The sequence below is a fragment of the Pseudomonas sp. ADPe genome (assembly GCF_014843515.1).
Taxonomy (GTDB): Bacteria; Pseudomonadota; Gammaproteobacteria; order Pseudomonadales; family Pseudomonadaceae; genus Pseudomonas; species Pseudomonas citronellolis.
Genome location: NZ_CP062122.1, coordinates 6,622,815 through 6,642,809 on the forward strand (window position 1 = coordinate 6,622,815; position 19,995 = coordinate 6,642,809).

Annotated in this window: 29 protein-coding genes and 1 pseudogene; 25 read left to right on the forward strand and 5 right to left on the reverse strand. The window is 58.2% G+C overall.

Features of this window, described 5'->3' with window-relative positions; genetic code table 11:
• Positions 1-206: 206 nt before the first annotated feature.
• From IG194_RS29740 to IG194_RS29775, 8 genes are all read left to right on the forward strand, one after another.
• Complete coding sequence (locus IG194_RS29740) at positions 207-449, forward strand: hypothetical protein (RefSeq protein WP_058491113.1); 243 nt, start codon at positions 207-209, stop codon at positions 447-449.
• Entirely contained in the window at positions 440-775 is a 336-nt protein-coding gene (locus IG194_RS29745) for a DNA-binding protein (RefSeq protein WP_058491111.1), read from the forward strand. The genes IG194_RS29740 and IG194_RS29745 overlap by 10 nt, the downstream gene beginning before the upstream one ends.
• A gap of 9 nt (positions 776-784) precedes the next feature.
• Positions 785-997 carry a hypothetical protein gene (locus IG194_RS29750; RefSeq protein ID WP_192353608.1) on the forward strand — a complete coding sequence of 71 codons (213 nt, stop codon included), beginning with the start codon at positions 785-787 and terminating at the stop codon, positions 995-997.
• Between the two features lie 17 nt (positions 998-1,014).
• Positions 1,015-1,242, forward strand: a complete 228-nt coding sequence (locus tag IG194_RS29755) for a major capsid protein (RefSeq protein ID WP_064987534.1) — start codon at positions 1,015-1,017, stop codon at positions 1,240-1,242.
• 755 nt (positions 1,243-1,997) lie between these two features.
• Positions 1,998-2,678: a virulence factor TspB C-terminal domain-related protein gene (locus IG194_RS29760; RefSeq protein WP_192353609.1), complete on the forward strand. Its 681-nt coding sequence runs from the start codon at positions 1,998-2,000 to the stop codon at positions 2,676-2,678.
• A 2-nt stretch (positions 2,679-2,680) separates the two neighbouring features.
• Positions 2,681-2,986, forward strand: coding sequence for a DUF2523 domain-containing protein (locus IG194_RS29765; protein WP_064987540.1), 306 nt, complete (start codon positions 2,681-2,683; stop codon positions 2,984-2,986).
• A 3-nt stretch (positions 2,987-2,989) separates the two neighbouring features.
• On the forward strand, positions 2,990-4,240 hold the full coding sequence (locus tag IG194_RS29770) for a zonular occludens toxin domain-containing protein (protein WP_192353610.1): 1,251 nt from the start codon (positions 2,990-2,992) through the stop codon (positions 4,238-4,240).
• Positions 4,241-4,446: 206 nt separating this feature from the next.
• Positions 4,447-4,671: a hypothetical protein gene (locus tag IG194_RS29775; RefSeq protein ID WP_225617144.1), complete on the forward strand. Its 225-nt coding sequence runs from the start codon at positions 4,447-4,449 to the stop codon at positions 4,669-4,671.
• Positions 4,672-5,277: 606 nt separating this feature from the next.
• On the opposite strand, the gene IG194_RS29780 is transcribed toward IG194_RS29775, so the two are convergent.
• A complete protein-coding gene (locus tag IG194_RS29780; RefSeq protein ID WP_058491119.1) occupies positions 5,278-5,472 on the reverse strand; it encodes a hypothetical protein in 195 nt (64 codons plus the stop codon).
• A 116-nt stretch (positions 5,473-5,588) separates the two neighbouring features.
• Here IG194_RS29780 and IG194_RS29785 point away from each other — a divergent pair, with 116 nt between their 5' ends.
• The 9 genes from IG194_RS29785 (at position 5,589) to IG194_RS29825 (ending at position 11,221) form a co-directional block, all read left to right on the forward strand.
• A complete protein-coding gene (locus IG194_RS29785) occupies positions 5,589-6,974 on the forward strand; it encodes a phage/plasmid replication protein, II/X family (RefSeq protein WP_192353655.1) in 1,386 nt (461 codons plus the stop codon).
• 216 nt (positions 6,975-7,190) lie between these two features.
• Positions 7,191-7,433, forward strand: coding sequence for a hypothetical protein (locus IG194_RS29790; RefSeq protein ID WP_058491113.1), 243 nt, complete (start codon positions 7,191-7,193; stop codon positions 7,431-7,433).
• Complete coding sequence (locus IG194_RS29795) at positions 7,424-7,759, forward strand: DNA-binding protein (protein WP_058491111.1); 336 nt, start codon at positions 7,424-7,426, stop codon at positions 7,757-7,759. The genes IG194_RS29790 and IG194_RS29795 overlap by 10 nt, the downstream gene beginning before the upstream one ends.
• Positions 7,760-7,824: 65 nt before the next feature.
• On the forward strand, positions 7,825-7,980 hold the full coding sequence (locus tag IG194_RS29800; protein WP_192353604.1) for a hypothetical protein: 156 nt from the start codon (positions 7,825-7,827) through the stop codon (positions 7,978-7,980).
• Positions 7,981-7,997: 17 nt separating this feature from the next.
• Positions 7,998-8,225 carry a major capsid protein gene (locus tag IG194_RS29805; RefSeq protein ID WP_064987534.1) on the forward strand — a complete coding sequence of 76 codons (228 nt, stop codon included), beginning with the start codon at positions 7,998-8,000 and terminating at the stop codon, positions 8,223-8,225.
• 400 nt (positions 8,226-8,625) lie between these two features.
• Positions 8,626-9,660 (forward strand): virulence factor TspB C-terminal domain-related protein, encoded by a 1,035-nt coding sequence (locus tag IG194_RS29810; protein WP_192353611.1) that lies wholly within the window; start codon positions 8,626-8,628, stop codon positions 9,658-9,660.
• A gap of 2 nt (positions 9,661-9,662) precedes the next feature.
• Positions 9,663-9,968, forward strand: a complete 306-nt coding sequence (locus IG194_RS29815; protein ID WP_064987540.1) for a DUF2523 domain-containing protein — start codon at positions 9,663-9,665, stop codon at positions 9,966-9,968.
• 3 nt (positions 9,969-9,971) lie between these two features.
• Positions 9,972-10,448: a zonular occludens toxin domain-containing protein gene (locus tag IG194_RS29820; protein WP_192353606.1), complete on the forward strand. Its 477-nt coding sequence runs from the start codon at positions 9,972-9,974 to the stop codon at positions 10,446-10,448.
• Positions 10,406-11,221 carry a hypothetical protein gene (locus IG194_RS29825; protein WP_192353607.1) on the forward strand — a complete coding sequence of 272 codons (816 nt, stop codon included), beginning with the start codon at positions 10,406-10,408 and terminating at the stop codon, positions 11,219-11,221. Before IG194_RS29820 ends, IG194_RS29825 begins: the two co-directional genes overlap by 43 nt.
• Positions 11,222-11,656: 435 nt before the next feature.
• On the opposite strand, the gene IG194_RS29830 is transcribed toward IG194_RS29825, so the two are convergent.
• From IG194_RS29830 to IG194_RS29840, 3 genes are all read right to left on the reverse strand, one after another.
• Positions 11,657-12,166: a hypothetical protein gene (locus tag IG194_RS29830; protein ID WP_192353612.1), complete on the reverse strand. Its 510-nt coding sequence runs from the start codon at positions 12,164-12,166 to the stop codon at positions 11,657-11,659.
• A 437-nt stretch (positions 12,167-12,603) separates the two neighbouring features.
• Positions 12,604-12,828: a hypothetical protein gene (locus IG194_RS29835; protein ID WP_058487229.1), complete on the reverse strand. Its 225-nt coding sequence runs from the start codon at positions 12,826-12,828 to the stop codon at positions 12,604-12,606.
• Positions 12,829-12,943: 115 nt separating this feature from the next.
• Positions 12,944-13,300 (reverse strand): helix-turn-helix domain-containing protein, encoded by a 357-nt coding sequence (locus IG194_RS29840; protein WP_058487230.1) that lies wholly within the window; start codon positions 13,298-13,300, stop codon positions 12,944-12,946.
• A gap of 134 nt (positions 13,301-13,434) precedes the next feature.
• Between IG194_RS29840 and IG194_RS29845 the strand changes: the two are divergent.
• The 8 genes and pseudogenes from IG194_RS29845 (at position 13,435) to IG194_RS29880 (ending at position 18,917) form a co-directional block, all read left to right on the forward strand.
• A pseudogene (locus IG194_RS29845) lies at positions 13,435-14,666 on the forward strand (phage/plasmid replication protein, II/X family).
• 217 nt (positions 14,667-14,883) lie between these two features.
• Positions 14,884-15,126: a hypothetical protein gene (locus IG194_RS29850; RefSeq protein WP_058487233.1), complete on the forward strand. Its 243-nt coding sequence runs from the start codon at positions 14,884-14,886 to the stop codon at positions 15,124-15,126.
• Positions 15,117-15,452 carry a DNA-binding protein gene (locus tag IG194_RS29855; RefSeq protein ID WP_058487234.1) on the forward strand — a complete coding sequence of 112 codons (336 nt, stop codon included), beginning with the start codon at positions 15,117-15,119 and terminating at the stop codon, positions 15,450-15,452. The genes IG194_RS29850 and IG194_RS29855 overlap by 10 nt, the downstream gene beginning before the upstream one ends.
• 9 nt (positions 15,453-15,461) lie before the next feature.
• On the forward strand, positions 15,462-15,674 hold the full coding sequence (locus IG194_RS29860; protein WP_192353613.1) for a hypothetical protein: 213 nt from the start codon (positions 15,462-15,464) through the stop codon (positions 15,672-15,674).
• A gap of 17 nt (positions 15,675-15,691) precedes the next feature.
• A complete protein-coding gene (locus IG194_RS29865) occupies positions 15,692-15,919 on the forward strand; it encodes a major capsid protein (protein ID WP_064987534.1) in 228 nt (75 codons plus the stop codon).
• Between the two features lie 398 nt (positions 15,920-16,317).
• A complete protein-coding gene (locus tag IG194_RS29870; protein WP_192353614.1) occupies positions 16,318-17,355 on the forward strand; it encodes a virulence factor TspB C-terminal domain-related protein in 1,038 nt (345 codons plus the stop codon).
• Between the two features lie 2 nt (positions 17,356-17,357).
• Positions 17,358-17,663 carry a DUF2523 domain-containing protein gene (locus IG194_RS29875; RefSeq protein WP_064987540.1) on the forward strand — a complete coding sequence of 102 codons (306 nt, stop codon included), beginning with the start codon at positions 17,358-17,360 and terminating at the stop codon, positions 17,661-17,663.
• A gap of 3 nt (positions 17,664-17,666) precedes the next feature.
• On the forward strand, positions 17,667-18,917 hold the full coding sequence (locus IG194_RS29880; protein WP_192353610.1) for a zonular occludens toxin domain-containing protein: 1,251 nt from the start codon (positions 17,667-17,669) through the stop codon (positions 18,915-18,917).
• Between the two features lie 435 nt (positions 18,918-19,352).
• Here the strand turns inward: IG194_RS29880 and IG194_RS29885 are convergent, their stop codons facing one another.
• A complete protein-coding gene (locus IG194_RS29885) occupies positions 19,353-19,862 on the reverse strand; it encodes a hypothetical protein (protein ID WP_192353612.1) in 510 nt (169 codons plus the stop codon).
• Between the last annotated feature and the right edge of the window lie 133 nt (positions 19,863-19,995).

A 19,995-nucleotide genomic window follows, 5' to 3' on the forward strand; every position in this document is an offset into this window, starting at 1 on the left:
CCATCTGCACAGGCTCCACGGGAGCCTCACCAAGCTACGTTACTGCCCTGTTTCCGAGCGTGCTTTTCAGTTGGGCTTTGTGTCCGGTTTGCTCTCGGGCTACCTGGAAGCCGCCCTGATCGAGTTCGACGTTTACGAGCGCCTTACTGCTCTCAAGCTGAACGCCTGGGAGCACTGCCTTCGTGACTCCCAAGGGAGGGTGCCTGATGAAAGCGCCCCTCCGTTTTGCATTCGGCTGGGTGGTGTACCTGGCCATTACGGCCGCTCTGACGCCGATTCTCAAGGCCCTGGTGGATGTCTTCCAGCTCATGCCGATCTGGCTTGTGGTGGTGATCCTGGTTGCCTCCCTGGTTGCCTTCCTGGCCACGTTCTTCCTGTTCCTGCGCCGGTTCTGGTCCTGGTGCGATCAACCCCGAAAAGCTACCCGTGAGGTTCCCCCATGTTCGTGAAAATCGGCCTGTGCAAAGGCACGTCTGTCAAAGAGTCCCGCAACGGCTTCCAAGAGCACTACGTCCTGGTCAGCGGCGAGAGTCAGGACCAGTTCGGCCAGGTGGTCGAGGTGACTACTGGCATTCGCCTTTCCAAGCAGCAGCTCGACGCCGGCCTGCGCGATTACTACGACACGCTGAAGGGCAAGCAGGTGTGTGTGCCCTGCTACAACCGGCCGTGGAAGTCCGCTGGCGGCACTGTCGGCATGGACACGTGGCTGTCGAACGAGAACGGCGGCAAGCCGGTTCCTCTGGTCACCCAGCAGCAGCTGAAGGCTACGGGCTGAGTGTGACCGATGAAGTACCTGGTCTGTGATGGTGATTGGCTGGTGGACGAGAGCGGGCTTGCCCGGTGCTCTGGCCAGCTGACTGCCATGACAGTGCAGGACGCGGGGAGCCTGGGCTCCCTGACGCCTGAGGAGCGCAAGGAGCTGCAGGATTACACCATCGGTGTGTTCTTCGCGGTGTTCTGCGTCCTCGCCCTGAAGAAGCATCTGAGTACCAACTGACCTGGAGGGTCGCCAACATGAAATACATGAACGCTGTGAAGAAGTACGGCCGCAAGGCTCTGGTCTCCGGCGGCGCCATCGCCGCTGGTGTGGGCGGTCTGGCCATGCAGGCTTACGCCGAGCTGCCGGCCTCGATGGCCACCGACGCTGCGTCGGCCAAGGCGGACAGCAACGAGCTGGGCTACCTGGTCCTGGGCGTGCTGTTCGCCATCGCGGCTTTGCGCTGGCTGCGCCGCGCGATGTAACAGGGGAGGAGGGGGCTTAGGCCCCCTCTTACTTCATGACCTACGAAATGTACTGGCTCGCGGTAAATGTGTTAGCGGCGTTGCTGATCTTATTCGGTCGGTTATAGCGTCAGGTTGAATTAAAGGCCCCTGACGGGGCTTTTTTTATTTTGAGAGGCTAGTTATGCGGGCTATATTGATTTTGCTTTTATTTTTAATGCCCCCATTGTCCGCTTACTCGTCTGAGTACATTTGGACTACTACCAGCTGGTCTGGGAATACTTACTCCGGCCCTAGTCCCTTTTCTGCTTGCGCTCAGATTCCTTATGATAATCAGTTTGTCTTTGATCACTTGGATAGGATTTCTGACACACAGTTCCGATGTGTCGCTCTGCGGGTGTCTGATGGCGCAATTCACTCCGGCATGTCTGCGATTAGATCTGGTGATTCATGCCCTTCCGGTACTGTATTTAATGGCCTTACTGGTGTTTGTGATCCTCCAACTGATGGAGAGTGCCTGGCTAAAAGTTTATATACGAAAACCATTCAGTATTCATTTGCTGATGGTTCTGCTGTTCTTGGTCTCGATGCAGATATTAAGGATGGTTGCATTTATGAGCCCGGAGAGCCGAAGAACTGTACGGACACACAATGCGAAGTTGAAATGAAGCCGGTTGGTAATAACGTCATGTCGGATAACTCCGGCAACCCTGACCAAGATCTTCAGGATTATCTGGACGAACTGGCAAAGCAGTTCAAGTGCGAGCACGTGGCCAATGGCACTGTCGGCTGTTCTGCGGCCGAGACGACACCGCCGGATATCGATCCTGACGACAAGTGCCCGGACGGGTATTCCTGGTCCGGTACTGCCTGTTTACCAATGGTGGTGGGAACGAGAACCCCGACAACCCGACGCCTGGTGGCGATGGCGGCTCTTCTGGCGGCGGCAGTACCGGCGGCAGTGGCGGGATGGCGGCAGTACCGGCGGCGATGGTAGCGGCGACGGCTCCAGCGGTGGCGGCGGAGGTGGTAACGACGGTGACGATGGTGACAACAAGGAACCTGGTGTTGAGGGTACGGCTTGTGACAAGGCGTTTAAGTGCACTGGCGATGCCGTTAACTGCGCGATTGCTGAGCGCCAGAAGAATGCCTATTGCGAGAACAAGGAACTCCAGGATGCACAAAAAGGTTTCGACAAGATTGGCGAGGAAATAGGCCAGGAGAAGTACACGATGCTCGATGGTGGCGATGTAGATATTGGTTCGCTGTTTGGTGAAGGCACTCGGTTCTTGCCTTCGGCATGCCCGGCGATTTCAACAACAACACTGCATGTAGGGCCTCTCCAGTTTAACTGGCAGCCGGTCTGTCAGTACGCCGAGCTGGTTGGAAAGTTCCTTGTCGCCTGGGCATCCCTGTTCTTTGCAACGTATGTTGGTCGCGCCTTTGGAGGTGATTGATTATGTGGTTCTACTATGCGTTTTCGTTTTTGAGCTTCGTGCTTATTCCGCTGGTGAACATGGTGCTTCGCGCCTTGGGCATTGGCGTAATGAGCTATATCGGAATCAATCTGGCAATTAATGCCGCCAAGGATCACTTGATTGCAGCCCTTGGCGGAATGCCCATCCAAGTTCAGCAAATTCTTGGCCTGGCCAATGTTGATGTTGCGGTGAACATTGTTCTTTCCGCAGTGACCACCCGGTTCATCTTGAACGGCGTTAACAAGCTCAGTGGTCGCAAGAAAAAGTATGGCGTCTTGGAGGCTTAACGTATGGGCTCGCCACTGAACTTGGTTACTGGTCTTCCTGGCAATGGCAAGACGCTTAACACGATCAAGGAAGTAGATGCGCAGGCGGTTAAAGAAGGCCGGCTTGTGTACTTCCACAATATTCGCGGCCTTAAGCCCGAGCTGCTTAAGGCGGAATGGTACGAGTTCGAGGACCCGCATAAGTGGTTCGAACTGCCCGAGAACAGTCTGATCGTGGTGGATGAGGCCCAGGGCTTTTTCCCGCCCAGGGACATTCGCAAGCCGGTTCCCGAGTACTGCTCCAAGATGGAAACCGTGCGCCATGAGGGACGCGAGCTGTGGCTAATCACCCAGCACCCCAGCTTCATTGACGTGCACGCTCGCCGGTTGACCAACCGGCACATCCATTTCAAGCGCATCTTCAAGTCGTCGCGGATTTTGCGGCACGAGTGGGAAGGGGTGTCCGATGTCGACAAGGCCAGCTCGTTCAAGGCGGCCATGACGACGCCTATCAAGCTCGATAAGAAGTTCTTCGACGTCTACCAGTCCACGGCCCAGGGGGCTTCGCATTTCTTCAAATTCAAGGCGCCTCTGGCCCTCTATGCGCTGCTTCTCTGCCTGGGTGTGGTGGCCGTCTTCGGGTATCGGTTCTATCAGCGTTATCAGGAGAAGGTGGGCGCCCACGATGCGCCTACTGAGCAGCAGGCGCTGCCCTCGGGCGCTGCTGTGCTGGGATCGGTGGTGGATGCCGTGGCGCCGGAATCGGTGAAGGGCAAGGGCAAGCAGACGCTGCAGGAGTACCTGGCCGACCGGACGCCACGGATTGCGTCCGTGCCGTCGTCGGCGCCGATCTACGATGAGCTGACCAAGCCCGTCAGCTTCCCGCGCACATACTGTGTCTCGACGACCAATGAAACGCTTCTGGAGCGCAACAGCGTGCGTAGCCGCATGAAGGTCGGTTGGCACCATGGGAAGAAGACTGGGTGCGGGTGTTACACCCAGCAAGGCAGCCAGGTGCAGACGACTTTCGAGTACTGCATGAACGCGGTGGAGAATCGGTTCTTCGATCCAACGCTGCCGGATCATGGCAGCCAGCAGGTGGCCTCGTTGCCACAGCCGCCAACCGCTGGCCTCGTCGCAAGCGGAAGCGACGTAGGAGCACCGCGCGACGTGTCCAGCGGCGCGCCGCTGGCTTCAGCGACCGATGGCGGTTTCGGTGGCACGCGTCTTACGATCGTGCCTGACAGCGAATACCCGTCGAGGCCGTGGCGATGATGGAGATTGACCTGTTTACGTTGGGCGTGTTGCTTATGCCGATCTGGCTTCCGGTGTACCTGGTGCTGTGGTCCGGTGATCGGGAGTAGCGGCAGGAAGAGAAACCCTAGGCTTCGCATAATATCGTGACGTTACGTTGAGCGGCGTGCGGAATATGGCCACGCCTCCGCGCGTCGCGTAACGTAATGCCCATTATGCGAACGCCCGTGTCCCTCGAAATCCCGCACCACCTGGTCGAATTGGCCACCCTCTACGCCCCATCGCGTGACCCGCTGCAAGCGGTTTCCTACGTGCTCCAGGACTACCCCAACGTCGTGGCCGATCTGCGCAGGCTGCGCCGCCGGGTTGCTGGCCTGGACGAGGAAGGGGCTCTTCTCGACAAGCGCCTCCAGGTCCTCCAGGACGCGTGTCGCGCGATCCTCGAACTCTGAGCCCACTTCTCTTACTGATTACCCCAATTGCGCGTACAGCGGCCTTCCAGGGGCCTTTGTGCTTGCGCGCATGTTGTGCTCGCAGACTTCCGAGGAATGTTCAGCCGTCTAGCCCAGCGGGGAGAGCGCGAAGCATTGGCCCTCCGGGCCAACGGGTAGCCGGAAGGCGCAGGGCGGAGCCCTGGCGGAAGGAACGAATGTTCCTGGAGGGTAAGGCCGGCTTGCAGCGGGGCGGGTAGGCCAGAGGCCGCAGGGGTTTACCCCTGGTTTTTAGATGCCTCCGGCGCTGCCTTGGGTATGACTCCACGGCAGTAGATCAGGTAGTTCCTGTCCGTCTTTCTGGTCGCTTTGTCTGCATCTGCCATGGCTTTGCCTGCGGTGGTGCACGCCTCTTTCGTGGGGTAGGGGGCATGCACCGTAATTGCGGGGGTAGGCGTCGGGTTGCTCTGGAGCAGGATTGTCAGGATGTATTCGAGGGTCACTGCCGCTCCATGGCTTTTTGGGGGTTGCGCGGAGTGTCCGGTAGTGCACTCCCGGCGCAGCCGGGTCCACCATCTCTAATGGTGGACTCTTGTCTCATGGTGAGAATTTCCGATCATTTTTTGATCAGTCAATCCGTAGGCTTATCGCCCCTGACGCGCTCACTTCAAGCGACGTGATGACGCGCTCCAAGAAGGCGTGTACCAGCTCTGAGTCTTTCATCGGCTGCATGCCCCTCTTGACCAGCTCCTTGTTGATTTCAACGGCTTTTTTCCGCAGCGCTTCTTGCTCTGCCTGGGTCAGTCGGATGTTGGTTGGCATGTCTCGTCTCATGGTTCGCACCTTCCAAATATGCATGTGTGCAGGTTATTAGTGTTGACGTGTGTGCATGTGCACGTCTACATTCGCGCCAAATGTTATGTGTGTGCATGCATCCGATGCTCGACCGAATCCACATGTTCATCCGCTTCCGCAAGGAACACGTCCAACTGATCGGCAAGGTTGACTCGCCGACGCTGGTCGTTGACCTGGAGTCGCTGGGCGTTCGGGTTCGATCCTCTGGCGGTGTGACCAAGCGGGAGGAGGGCGGTTACGACGTCGAGGACTTGTCCCACGCCTGGGAGTCGCTGCCGTCGAGCTACACGCCCATGGCCTTCAAGGTGTTCCACCAGAGTCTAGGCAAGCGCCTCGATCCTGGCGTTGAGCTGAAAGCCAGCCCGGCGAAGCTGCTCCAGGGGCACAACGTGTTCGGCCCAACCTCGATCCGGAAGGGCGCCGAGGTGATGCTGAAGTGGCTGGCCGGCTCCTACCCGGACCTTTGGGCCAAGCTCGATGTTCTGTCGATCGAGGTGTACGCCTTGGACTGCACGTTCTCGGCACGCATGCCGAACGAACAGACCGCGCTCCAGGTGATCCAGTTCATGCGTGGCGTCAGCAACGGCCAGACACGCAACCGCGGTGACGACTACGAAACCACCGCCTACTGGGGCGCCAAGGATGGTCGTCTCCGCAAGATCAAGGCGTACCTGAAGGCCGGAGTTCCAGCGTCAGCTGGAAGAGGTCAAGAAAGCCGCTCGCGGCGCTTCGTCGAACCGGAGCCCCGGGATGACCTGGACAACGCCCACGTCCGTGCCTGGAAGGTGCTCAAGCGTGAGGCCCGTTGCGCCATGTCCCATCTGTCAGCCGCTCGGACTCTACGGGTCATGCAGGACCCACGGCTTCAGGAGTTCGCCCGGCTTCTTCTTCGCCTTGAGGCGACCGTCATGCACCGCTGGCTGGAGCGTCGGAATCTGCCGACGAACCTGTGGGAGTTGTGTGACTACCAGGAGGCGCTCCGCGACCAGGAGCGCTGTTTCATCCAGGAATGTTGGAGCGCAGTGACTGGCGAATTGTTCGCGGCCTTTGAGGGTATGACCATGAAGCGAATTGACGATGAAAAAGTGCTGGCCGCACTGATCGAGAAGTACACGAAGGTAGGGAAGGGGAAGTGGACCAAGGCCCGGGCAGACAAGGCAACTGGGACCATCATTCCGCCGATGTTCGTGCCGGGTAAGGCGAGTGATGCCCAGGCCCGCAACCTGTTCCGCACGTACCGCAGCCTGAAGGACTACGGCTGGGAAGAGACCATGGCGTCGATGTCCCGTGCGTCGTTCTACCGACATGTTGCCGACTTGGAGGCCGTGGGCATCTCCAAGGCCATGCTGCAGAACCTGAAGGACTACGACAACACGCGCAACGTGGTGCCGATCCTGCGGCTCTTGGAGGTCGACTTCAGCGCCCAGGTGCCTGACTGGTACGTGGAACCCAGCGTGGAGGCCGCGTAATGCTTAGCGCCCATCTGCACAGGCTCCACGGGAGCCTCACCAAGCTACGTTACTGCCCTGTTTCCGAGCGTGCTTTTCAGTTGGGCTTTGTGTCCGGTTTGCTCTCGGGCTACCTGGAAGCCGCCCTGATCGAGTTCGACGTTTACGAGCGCCTTACTGCTCTCAAGCTGAACGCCTGGGAGCACTGCCTTCGTGACTCCCAAGGGAGGGTGCCTGATGAAAGCGCCCCTCCGTTTTGCATTCGGCTGGGTGGTGTACCTGGCCATTACGGCCGCTCTGACGCCGATTCTCAAGGCCCTGGTGGATGTCTTCCAGCTCATGCCGATCTGGCTTGTGGTGGTGATCCTGGTTGCCTCCCTGGTTGCCTTCCTGGCCACGTTCTTCCTGTTCCTGCGCCGGTTCTGGTCCTGGTGCGATCAACCCCGAAAAGCTACCCGTGAGGTTCCCCCATGTTCGTGAAAATCGGCCTGTGCAAAGGCACGTCTGTCAAAGAGTCCCGCAACGGCTTCCAAGAGCACTACGTCCTGGTCAGCGGCGAGAGTCAGGACCAGTTCGGCCAGGTGGTCGAGGTGACTACTGGCATTCGCCTTTCCAAGCAGCAGCTCGACGCCGGCCTGCGCGATTACTACGACACGCTGAAGGGCAAGCAGGTGTGTGTGCCCTGCTACAACCGGCCGTGGAAGTCCGCTGGCGGCACTGTCGGCATGGACACGTGGCTGTCGAACGAGAACGGCGGCAAGCCGGTTCCTCTGGTCACCCAGCAGCAGCTGAAGGCTACGGGCTGAGTGTGACCGATGAAGTACCTGGTCTGTGATGGTGATTGGCTGGTGGACGAGAGCGGGCTTGCCCGGTGCTCTGGCCAGCTGACTGCCATGACAGTGCAGGACGCGGGAGCCTGGGCTCCCTGACGCCTGAGGAGCGCAAGGAGCTGCAGGATTACACCATCGGTGTGTTCTTCGCGGTGTTCTGCGTCCTCGCCCTGAAGAAGCATCTGAGTACCAACTGACCTGGAGGGTCGCCAACATGAAATACATGAACGCTGTGAAGAAGTACGGCCGCAAGGCTCTGGTCTCCGGCGGCGCCATCGCCGCTGGTGTGGGCGGTCTGGCCATGCAGGCTTACGCCGAGCTGCCGGCCTCGATGGCCACCGACGCTGCGTCGGCCAAGGCGGACAGCAACGAGCTGGGCTACCTGGTCCTGGGCGTGCTGTTCGCCATCGCGGCTTTGCGCTGGCTGCGCCGCGCGATGTAACAGGGGAGGAGGGGGCTTAGGCCCCCTCTTACTTCATGACCTACGAAATGTACTGGCTCGCGGTAAATGTGTTAGCGGCGTTGCTGATCTTATTCGGTCGGTTATAGCGTCAGGTTGAATTAAAGGCCCTGACGGGGCTTTTTATTTTGAGAGGCTAGTTATGCGGGCTATATTGATTTTGCTTTTATTTTTAATGCCCCCATTGTCCGCTTACTCGTCTGAGTACATTTGGACTACTACCAGCTGGTCTGGGAATACTTACTCCGGCCCTAGTCCCTTTTCTGCTTGCGCTCAGATTCCTTATGATAATCAGTTTGTCTTTGATCACTTGGATAGGATTTCTGACACACAGTTCCGATGTGTCGCTCTGCGGGTGTCTGATGGCGCAATTCACTCCGGCATGTCTGCGATTAGATCTGGTGATTCATGCCCTTCCGGTACTGTATTTAATGGCCTTACTGGTGTTTGTGATCCTCCAACTGATGGAGAGTGCCTGGCTAAAAGTTTATATACGAAAACCATTCAGTATTCATTTGCTGATGGTTCTGCTGTTCTTGGTCTCGATGCAGATATTAAGGATGGTTGCATTTATGAGCCCGGAGAGCCGAAGAACTGTACGGACACACAATGCGAAGTTGAAATGAAGCCGGTTGGTAATAACGTCATGTCGGATAACTCCGGCAACCCTGACCAAGATCTTCAGGATTATCTGGACGAACTGGCAAAGCAGTTCAAGTGCGAGCACGTGGCCAATGGCACTGTCGGCTGTTCTGCGGCCGAGACGACACCGCCGGATATCGATCCTGACGACAAGTGCCCGGACGGGTATTCCTGGTCCGGTACTGCCTGTTTCCACCAATGGTGGTGGGAACGAGAACCCCGACAACCCGACGCCTGGTGGCGATGGCGGCTCTTCTGGCGGCGGCAGTACCGGCGGCAGTGGCGGGATGGCGGCAGTACCGGCGGCGATGGTAGCGGCGACGGCTCCAGCGGTGGCGGCGGAGGTGGTAACGACGGTGACGATGGTGACAACAAGGAACCTGGTGTTGAGGGTACGGCTTGTGACAAGGCGTTTAAGTGCACTGGCGATGCCGTTAACTGCGCGATTGCTGAGCGCCAGAAGAATGCCTATTGCGAGAACAAGGAACTCCAGGATGCACAAAAAGGTTTCGACAAGATTGGCGAGGAAATAGGCCAGGAGAAGTACACGATGCTCGATGGTGGCGATGTAGATATTGGTTCGCTGTTTGGTGAAGGCACTCGGTTCTTGCCTTCGGCATGCCCGGCGATTTCAACAACAACACTGCATGTAGGGCCTCTCCAGTTTAACTGGCAGCCGGTCTGTCAGTACGCCGAGCTGGTTGGAAAGTTCCTTGTCGCCTGGGCATCCCTGTTCTTTGCAACGTATGTTGGTCGCGCCTTTGGAGGTGATTGATTATGTGGTTCTACTATGCGTTTTCGTTTTTGAGCTTCGTGCTTATTCCGCTGGTGAACATGGTGCTTCGCGCCTTGGGCATTGGCGTAATGAGCTATATCGGAATCAATCTGGCAATTAATGCCGCCAAGGATCACTTGATTGCAGCCCTTGGCGGAATGCCCATCCAAGTTCAGCAAATTCTTGGCCTGGCCAATGTTGATGTTGCGGTGAACATTGTTCTTTCCGCAGTGACCACCCGGTTCATCTTGAACGGCGTTAACAAGCTCAGTGGTCGCAAGAAAAAGTATGGCGTCTTGGAGGCTTAACGTATGGGCTCGCCACTGAACTTGGTTACTGGTCTTCCTGGCAATGGCAAGACGCTTAACACGATCAAGGAAGTAGATGCGCAGGCGGTTAAAGAAGGCCGGCTTGTGTACTTCCACAATATTCGCGGCCTTAAGCCCGAGCTGCTTAAGGCGGAATGGTACGAGTTCGAGGACCCGCATAAGTGGTTCGAACTGCCCGAGAACAGTCTGATCGTGGTGGATGAGGCCCAGGGCTTTTTCCCGCCCAGGGACATTCGCAAGCCGGTTCCCGAGTACTGCTCCAAGATGGAAACCGTGCGCCATGAGGGACGCGAGCTGTGGCTAATCACCCAGCACCCCAGCTTCATTGACGTGCACGCTCGCCGGTTGACCAACCGGCACATCCATTTCAAGCGCATCTTCAAGTCGTCGCGGATTTTGCGGCACGAGTGGGAAGGGTGTCCGATGTCGACAAGGCCAGCTCGTTCAAGGCGGCCATGACGACGCCTATCAAGCTCGATAAGAAGTTCTTCGACGTCTACCAGTCCACGGCCCAGGGGGCTTCGCATTTCTTCAAATTCAAGGCGCCTCTGGCCCTCTATGCGCTGCTTCTCTGCCTGGGTGTGGTGGCCGTCTTCGGGTATCGGTTCTATCAGCGTTATCAGGAGAAGGTGGGCGCCCACGATGCGCCTACTGAGCAGCAGGCGCTGCCCTCGGGCGCTGCTGTGCTGGGATCGGTGGTGGATGCCGTGGCGCCGGAATCGGTGAAGGGCAAGGGCAAGCAGACGCTGCAGGAGTACCTGGCCGACCGGACGCCACGGATTGCGTCCGTGCCGTCGTCGGCGCCGATCTACGATGAGCTGACCAAGCCCGTCAGCTTCCCGCGCACATACTGTGTCTCGACGACCAATGAAACGCTTCTGGAGCGCAACAGCGTGCGTAGCCGCATGAAGGTCGGTTGGCACCATGGGAAGAAGACTGGGTGCGGGTGTTACACCCAGCAAGGCAGCCAGGTGCAGACGACTTTCGAGTACTGCATGAACGCGGTGGAGAATCGGTTCTTCGATCCAACGCTGCCGGATCATGGCAGCCAGCAGGTGGCCTCGTTGCCACAGCCGCCAACCGCTGGCCTCGTCGCAAGCGGAAGCGACGTAGGAGCACCGCGCGACGTGTCCAGCGGCGCGCCGCTGGCTTCAGCGACCGATGGCGGTTTCGGTGGCACGCGTCTTACGATCGTGCCTGACAGCGAATACCCGTCGAGGCCGTGGCGATGATGGAGATTGACCTGTTTACGTTGGGCGTGTTGCTTATGCCGATCTGGCTTCCGGTGTACCTGGTGCTGTGGTCCGGTGATCGGGAGTAGCGGCAGGAAGAGAAACCCTAGGCTTCGCATAATATCGTGACGTTACGTTAAGTCGGCTCCGGACAATGCTGATAAGCTCCGGGGCCGATTTAGCGTAATGTCCATTATGCGATGCCCGCCCTAGACATCCCCGAATATCTGTTACGTGACGCAAAACTCTGGTTCCCGGGGCGCGATGCCCTGGACGCGGTTTGCTGCATGCTTGAGGACTACCCGCGGCTTGCGGGTGAGATTCGACAACTGAGGCGCCGGGTTGCCCAGCTCGATGATGAAGGGGCTTTGCTGGATGACCGCCTGGAAGCGCTCCAGGCGGCCTGCCGTGCGATTCTGGATCTTTAGCGTTACGTTACTTATATTCGGTGACTGGCAGGTTTGCCGGTACGATCCTGTAACGCAGTGCTGATCCAGCTTTCAGCAGGTCTTTTACGAACTTTTCGGCGTCCCGCCAGTTGTCGAACGGTTCGTTATCCGGGTTTGTTTCGCCGATCGTTTTCCATTTCCTCGACCGCGTGTCCCAGCTCTGCGCGTGGTATTGGATTAGCTCTGCTGCCGCGTTCAGCGGATTGGCCTTTTCGTTACGTGACGTCAGCTCGGCTTTCAGCCTTTGGACTTCGGCTATGCGGTCGTCCAGCTGGTCGCTGCGGAGCTGGTACATGGCCTTGATCTCTGCCAGCTCCTTTTCCAGCGCGCGTACGCGCTTTGCATCGTCATTTTCGTTACGTTGCGCTTTTTGGCGTTCGCGGTAGAGGCGTTGACGCTCAGCATTGCTCAACGCCTGGCCTGTCGCCGGGCGACCACGGCCGCGCTTGGGTTCCAGGTCCATCGGTTGGGTTTGCTTGTCCAGGTGGTCGATCATGGCGGTTGGCTCCGTTGCCGTTGCTCATGGTCTAATTATAGTAACGTAACGATAAATAGGCTAGCGTAACGTAACGATAAATCGACCGTTCGTCGGCAATATCCGTTACGTAACGATAACTTGGTTCGCCTCGCTCGGCGGCTGGCTCGCGAGGCGCCGGACTCGTCTCGGCACAAGCCCACCCCGCGCCATGATCACCCCAATTGCGCGTACAGCGGCCTTCCAGGGGCCTCTGTGCGTGTGCGCACGTTGTGCTCGCAGACTTCCGAGGAATGTTCAGCCGTCTAGCCCAGCCGGTGGAGAGCGCGAAGCATTGGCCCTGCGGGCCAACGGGTAGCCGGAAGGCGCAGGGCGGAGCCCTGGCGGAAGGAACGAATGTTCCTGGAGGGTAAGGCCGGCTTGCAGCGGGCCGGGGGTAGGCCGGAGGCCGCAGGGGTTCACCCCTGGTTTTTAGATGCCTCCGGCGCTGCCTTGGGTATGACTCCACGGCAGTAGACCAGGTAGTTCTTGTCCGTCTTCCTAGTCGCTTTTTCTGCGGCCGCCATGGCTTTTCCTGCGGTGGTGCACGCCTCTTTCGTGGGGTAGGGGGTGTGCACCGTAATTACAGTGGTAGGCGTCGGGTTGCTCTGGAGCAGGATTGTCAGGATGTATTCGAGGGTCACTGCCGCTCCATGGCTTTTTGGGGCTGCGCGGAGTGTCCGATAGCGCACTCCCGGCGGCAGCCGGGTCCACCATCTCTAATGGTGGACTTTTGTGCGACGGTCGCACTCGGGTGGGCTATCGCAGTGCTTCCTGCTCGTATCCGAACAGCACGCCTTTCAGGGCAATTCGTGCTTGGTTCCTGATATCTGCCGGCAGAGCGTCGAAGCGGCGCAGGATGGGGGCTAGGTCTTCGGATACCGTTCTTTCCTGGTCGTTAAGCAGCAACTCGTCTGTGGTTACGCCCAGGGCTTTTGCGAGCTTCACGATGATGTCGCCGGTGGGATCGGAACGACCGGCCTCGTATGCGGTGTAGCTCGACTTGCTGATGCCTGCCGCTTCCCACACCTCGCGCTGGGTGAGCTTCTTCGCTTCCCTGAATCGCTTCAGGTTAGTGGCAATGGTCATGGCGCGTTCCTGGCTGTTTTCGCTCATGACCGCATCCTAGGTACTGTGGTTCCATACAGTTCCGGTATACCGGAACAAAAGTTGTTGATCGCCGGTAGTTTCAAGTCTTATGATCCCGTCCAGATTGTATCGGCATGCCGATATTGACAGGGATTTTGCCAATGCTCGACAAGCTGCACCTCTTCATCCCGTTCGCCATCGAGCATATCCAGTTGCTCGGTGTCGATGGTGCTGCTGATCCGGTGCACATGGTCGATCTGGAGGCCCTAGGTGTTCCGCTTCAGGGCCAGATTAGCAGGGGAGAGGACGGCCAATTACAGGCCGACTACCTGCGACACACCTGGGAGTCGTTGAGCACCGGATTCACGCCGCTTGCGTTCAAGGTGTTCCACCAGTCGCTTGGGAAGCGGCTCATGCCAGGGATCGAGGTGAAAGCCAGCCCGGCGAAGCTGCTCCAGGGCCACAACGTGTACGGCCCTACATCGATCAACCTTGGTGCCCAGGTGATGCTGAAGTGGATCGCTGGCACGTATCCCGACCTGTTTTCGAAGCTCGATGTGTCGGCCGCTCAGGTCTACACGATCGACTGCACTTACTCCTCGCGGTTGCCTGATGAGCGCACGGCGCTTCAGGTGATCAAGGCGCTGATGAACGTCACCAACGGACACACCAAGAGCCGGGGCGACAACTACGAAACCACGGCCTACTGGGGCGCCAAAGACTCGCGGCTTAAGCGGTTGAAGGCGTACCTGAAGTACCCGGAATTCCTCCGCCAGTTGGAGGACGCGAAGCGGGCAGGGCGGAGTGATCTTTCGGCGGCTCGGACCGTGAAGGTGCTGAGCAATCCGGACCTCCAGGAGTGGGCAAAAAACCTGCTTAGGATGGAAGCCACGGTGATGCATCGGTGGCTTGAGCGGCGCGGCATCCCTTCGCGCCTGGTTGATCTGATCGCCTACCAGCAGGGCTGGAGGCAGATGGCCGTTGCCTGATTCAGGAGTGCTGGCAAGCGGTGACTGCGGACCTGTTCGCAGCTTTCGAGGGTGCAGAGATGAGAGTGATTGACGACGAGAAAGTGCTTGATGCGCTGGTGGCTGCGCATCCGAAATACGACCGAAAGGGCAAGCCGAACGACTCCTACGCGCGGAACCTGTTTCGCACCTACCGCAGCCTGAAGGACTACGGCTGGGAGGAAACCCAGGCGTCCATGGCTCGACGTACGTTCTACGACCATGTGCGTGATATCCAAGCTGCCGGCCTGAGCAAGGCTCAGCTGCAGAAGCTCCAGGAACACGACCGGGCGACCAATGTGGTTCCGCTGCTCCGGTTCGTCCAGGTCGACTTTGGCGCCCAGCGCCCGGCCGGGTACGTCGAACCCAGCGTGGAGGCCGCGTGATGCTTAGCGCCCATCTGCACAGGCTCCACAGGAGCCTCACCAAGCTACGTTACTGCCCTGTTTCCGAGCGTGCTTTTCAGTTGGGCTTTGTGTCCGGTTTGCTCTCGGGCTACCTGGGAGCCGACCTGATCGAGTTCGACGTTTACGAGCGCCTTACTGCTCTCAAGCTGAACGCCTGGGAGCACTGCCTTCGTGACTCCCAAGGGGATGGTGCCTGATGAAAGCGCCCCTCCGTTTTGCATTCGGCTGGGTGGTGTACCTGGCCATTACGGCCGCTCTGACGCCGATTCTCAAGGCCCTGGTGGATGCCTTCCAACTCATGCCGATCTGGCTTGTGGTGGTGATCCTGGTTGCCTCCCTGGCCGCCTTCTTGGCCACGTTCTTCTTGCTCCTGCGCCGGTTCTGGTCCTGGTGCGATCAACCCCGAAAAGCTACCCGTGAGGTTCCCCCATGTTCGTGAAAATCGGCCTGTGCAAAGGCACGTCTGTCAAAAAATCCCGCAACGGCTTCGAGGAACACTACGTCCTGGTCAGCGGCGAGAGTCAGGACCAGTTCGGCCAGATGGTCGAGGTGACTACTGGCATTCGCCTGTCCAAGCAGCAGCTCGACGCCGGCCTTCGCGACTTCTACGACACCCTCAAGGGCAAGCAGGTGTGTGTGCCCTGCTACAACCGGCCGTGGAAGTCCGCTGGCGGCACTGTCGGCATGGACACGTGGCTGTCGAACGAGAACGGCGGCAAGCCGGTTCCCCTGGTCACCCAGCAGCAGCTGAAGGCTACGGGCTGAGTGTGACCGATGAAGTACCTGGTCTGTGATGGTGATTGGCTGGTGGACGAGAGCGGGCTTGCCCGGTGCTCTGGCCAGCTGACTGCCATGACAGTGCAGGACGCGGGGAGCCTGGGCTCCCTGTCGCCTGAGGAGCGCAAGGAGCTGCAGGATTACACCATTGGTGTGTTCTTCGCGGTGTTCTGCGTCCTCGCCCTGAAGAAGCATCTGAGTACCAACTGACCTGGAGGGTCGCCAACATGAAATACATGAACGCTGTGAAGAAGTACGGCCGCAAGGCTCTGGTCTCCGGCGGCGCCATCGCCGCTGGTGTGGGCGGTCTGGCCATGCAGGCTTACGCCGAGCTGCCGGCCTCGATGGCCACCGACGCTGCGTCGGCCAAGGCGGACAGCAACGAGCTGGGCTACCTGGTCCTGGGCGTGCTGTTCGCCATCGCGGCTTTGCGCTGGCTGCGCCGCGCGATGTAACAGGGGAGGAGGGGGCTTAGGCCCCCTCTTACTTCATGACCTACGAAATGTACTGGCTCGCGGTAAACGTGTTAGCGGCGTTGCTGATCTTGTTCGGTCGGTTATAGCGTCAGGTTGAATTAAAGGCCCTGACGGGGCTTTTTATTTTGAGAGGCTAGTTATGCGGGCTATATTGATTTTGCTTTTATTTTTAATGCCCCATTGTCCGCTTACTCGTCTGAGTACATTTGGACTACTACCAGCTGGTATGGGAATACTTACTCCGGCCCTAGTCCCTTTCTGCTTGCGCTCAGATTCCTTATGATAATCAGTTTGTCTTTGATCACTTGGATAGGATTTCTGACACACAGTTCCGATGTGTCGCTCTGCGGGTGTCTGATGGCGCAATTCACTCCGGCATGTCTGCGACTAGATCTGGTGATTCATGCCCTTCCGGTACTGTATTTAATGGCCTTACTGGTGTTTGTGATCCTCCAACTGATGGAGAGTGCCTGGCTAAAAGTTCATATACGAAAACCATTCAGTATTCATTTGCTGATGGTTCTGCTGTTTTTGGTCTCGATGGAGATATTAAGGATGGTTGCATTTATGAGCCCGGAGAGCCGAAGAACTGTACGGACACACAATGCGAAGTTGAAATGAAGCCGGTTGGTAATAACGTCATGTCGGATAACTCCGGCAACCCTGACCAAGATCTTCAGGATTATCTGGACGAACTGGCAAAGCAGTTCAAGTGCGAGCACGTGGCCAATGGCACTGTCGGCTGTTCTGCGGCCGAGACGACACCGCCGGATATCGATCCTGACGACAAGTGCCCGGATGGCTATTCCTGGTCAGGCACTGCTTGCTTCCCCACGAATGGTGGTGGGAACGAGAACCCCGACAACCCGACGCCTGGTGGTGATGGCGGCTCTTCTGGCGGCGGCAGTACCGGCGGCAGTGGCGGGGATGGCGGCAGTACCGGCGGCGATGGTAGCGGCGACGGCTCCAGCGGTGGCGGCGGAGGTGGTAACGACGGTGACGATGGTGACGACAAGGAACCTGGTGTCGAGGGCACGGCTTGCGACAAGGCGTTTAAGTGCACTGGTGATGCCGTTAATTGTGCGATTGCTGAGCGCCAGAAGAATGCCTATTGCGAGAACAAGGAACTCCAGGATGCGCAAAAAGGTTTCGACAAGATTGGCGAGGAAATAGGCCAGGAGAAGTACACGATGCTCGATGGCGGCGATGTAGATATTGGCTCGCTGTTTGGCGAAGGCACTCGGTTCTTGCCTTCGGCATGCCCGGCGGTTTCAACAACAACACTGCATGTAGGACCTCTCCAGTTTAACTGGCAGCCGGTCTGTCAGTACGCCGAGCTGGTTGGAAAGTTCCTTGTCGCCTGGGCATCCCTGTTCTTTGCAACGTATGTTGGTCGCGCCTTTGGAGGTGATTGATTATGTGGTTCTACTATGCGTTTTCGTTTTTGAGCTTCGTGCTTATTCCGCTGGTGAACATGGTGCTTCGCGCCTTGGGCATTGGCGTAATGAGCTATATCGGAATCAATCTGGCAATTAATGCCGCCAAGGATCACTTGATTGCAGCCCTTGGCGGAATGCCCATCCAAGTTCAGCAAATTCTTGGCCTGGCCAATGTTGATGTTGCGGTGAACATTGTTCTTTCCGCAGTGACCACCCGGTTCATCTTGAACGGCGTTAACAAGCTCAGTGGCCGCAAGAAAAAGTATGGCGTCCTGGAGGCTTAACGTATGGGCTCGCCACTGAACTTGGTTACTGGTCTTCCTGGCAATGGCAAGACGCTTAACACGATCAAGGAAGTAGATGCGCAGGCGGTTAAAGAAGGCCGGCTTGTGTACTTCCACAATATTCGCGGCCTTAAGCCCGAGCTGCTTAAGGCGGAATGGTACGAGTTCGAGGACCCGCATAAGTGGTTCGAACTGCCCGAGAACAGTCTGATCGTGGTGGATGAGGCCCAGGGCTTTTTCCCGCCCAGGGACATTCGCAAGCCGGTTCCCGAGTACTGCTCCAAGATGGAAACCGTGCGCCATGAGGGACGCGAGCTGTGGCTAATCACCCAGCACCCCAGCTTCATTGACGTGCACGCTCGCCGGTTGACCAACCGGCACATCCATTTCAAGCGCATCTTCAAGTCGTCGCGGATTTTGCGGCACGAGTGGGAAGGGGTGTCCGATGTCGACAAGGCCAGCTCGTTCAAGGCGGCCATGACGACGCCTATCAAGCTCGATAAGAAGTTCTTCGACGTCTACCAGTCCACGGCCCAGGGGGCTTCGCATTTCTTCAAATTCAAGGCGCCTCTGGCCCTCTATGCGCTGCTTCTCTGCCTGGGTGTGGTGGCCGTCTTCGGGTATCGGTTCTATCAGCGTTATCAGGAGAAGGTGGGCGCCCACGATGCGCCTACTGAGCAGCAGGCGCTGCCCTCGGGCGCTGCTGTGCTGGGATCGGTGGTGGATGCCGTGGCGCCGGAATCGGTGAAGGGCAAGGGCAAGCAGACGCTGCAGGAGTACCTGGCCGACCGGACGCCACGGATTGCGTCCGTGCCGTCGTCGGCGCCGATCTACGATGAGCTGACCAAGCCCGTCAGCTTCCCGCGCACATACTGTGTCTCGACGACCAATGAAACGCTTCTGGAGCGCAACAGCGTGCGTAGCCGCATGAAGGTCGGTTGGCACCATGGGAAGAAGACTGGGTGCGGGTGTTACACCCAGCAAGGCAGCCAGGTGCAGACGACTTTCGAGTACTGCATGAACGCGGTGGAGAATCGGTTCTTCGATCCAACGCTGCCGGATCATGGCAGCCAGCAGGTGGCCTCGTTGCCACAGCCGCCAACCGCTGGCCTCGTCGCAAGCGGAAGCGACGTAGGAGCACCGCGCGACGTGTCCAGCGGCGCGCCGCTGGCTTCAGCGACCGATGGCGGTTTCGGTGGCACGCGTCTTACGATCGTGCCTGACAGCGAATACCCGTCGAGGCCGTGGCGATGATGGAGATTGACCTGTTTACGTTGGGCGTGTTGCTTATGCCGATCTGGCTTCCGGTGTACCTGGTGCTGTGGTCCGGTGATCGGGAGTAGCGGCAGGAAGAGAAACCCTAGGCTTCGCATAATATCGTGACGTTACGTTAAGTCGGCTCCGGACAATGCTGATAAGCTCCGGGGCCGATTTAGCGTAATGTCCATTATGCGATGCCCGCCCTAGACATCCCCGAATATCTGTTACGTGACGCAAAACTCTGGTTCCCGGGGCGCGATGCCCTGGACGCGGTTTGCTGCATGCTTGAGGACTACCCGCGGCTTGCGGGTGAGATTCGACAACTGAGGCGCCGGGTTGCCCAGCTCGATGATGAAGGGGCTTTGCTGGATGACCGCCTGGAAGCGCTCCAGGCGGCCTGCCGTGCGATTCTGGATCTTTAGCGTTACGTTACTTATATTCGGTGACTGGCAGGTTTGCCGGTACGATCCTGTAACGCAGTGCTGATCCAGCTTTCAGCAGGTCTTTTACGAACTTTTCGGCGTCCCGCCAGTTGTCGAACGGTTCGTTATCCGGGTTTGTTTCGCCGATCGTTTTCCATTTCCTCGACCGCGTGTCCCAGCTCTGCGCGTGGTATTGGATTAGCTCTGCTGCCGCGTTCAGCGGATTGGCCTTTTCGTTACGTGACGTCAGCTCGGCTTTCAGCCTTTGGACTTCGGCTATGCGGTCGTCCAGCTGGTCGCTGCGGAGCTGGTACATGGCCTTGATCTCTGCCAGCTCCTTTTCCAGCGCGCGTACGCGCTTTGCATCGTCATTTTCGTTACGTTGCGCTTTTTGGCGTTCGCGGTAGAGGCGTTGACGCTCAGCATTGCTCAACGCCTGGCCTGTCGCCGGGCGACCACGGCCGCGCTTGGGTTCCAGGTCCATCGGTTGGGTTTGCTTGTCCAGGTGGTCGATCATGGCGGTTGGCTCCGTTGCCGTTGCTCATGGTCTAATTATAGTAACGTAACGATAAATAGGCTAGCGTAACGTAACGATAAATCGACCGTTCGTCGGCAATATCCGTTACGTAACGATAACTTGGTTCGCCTCG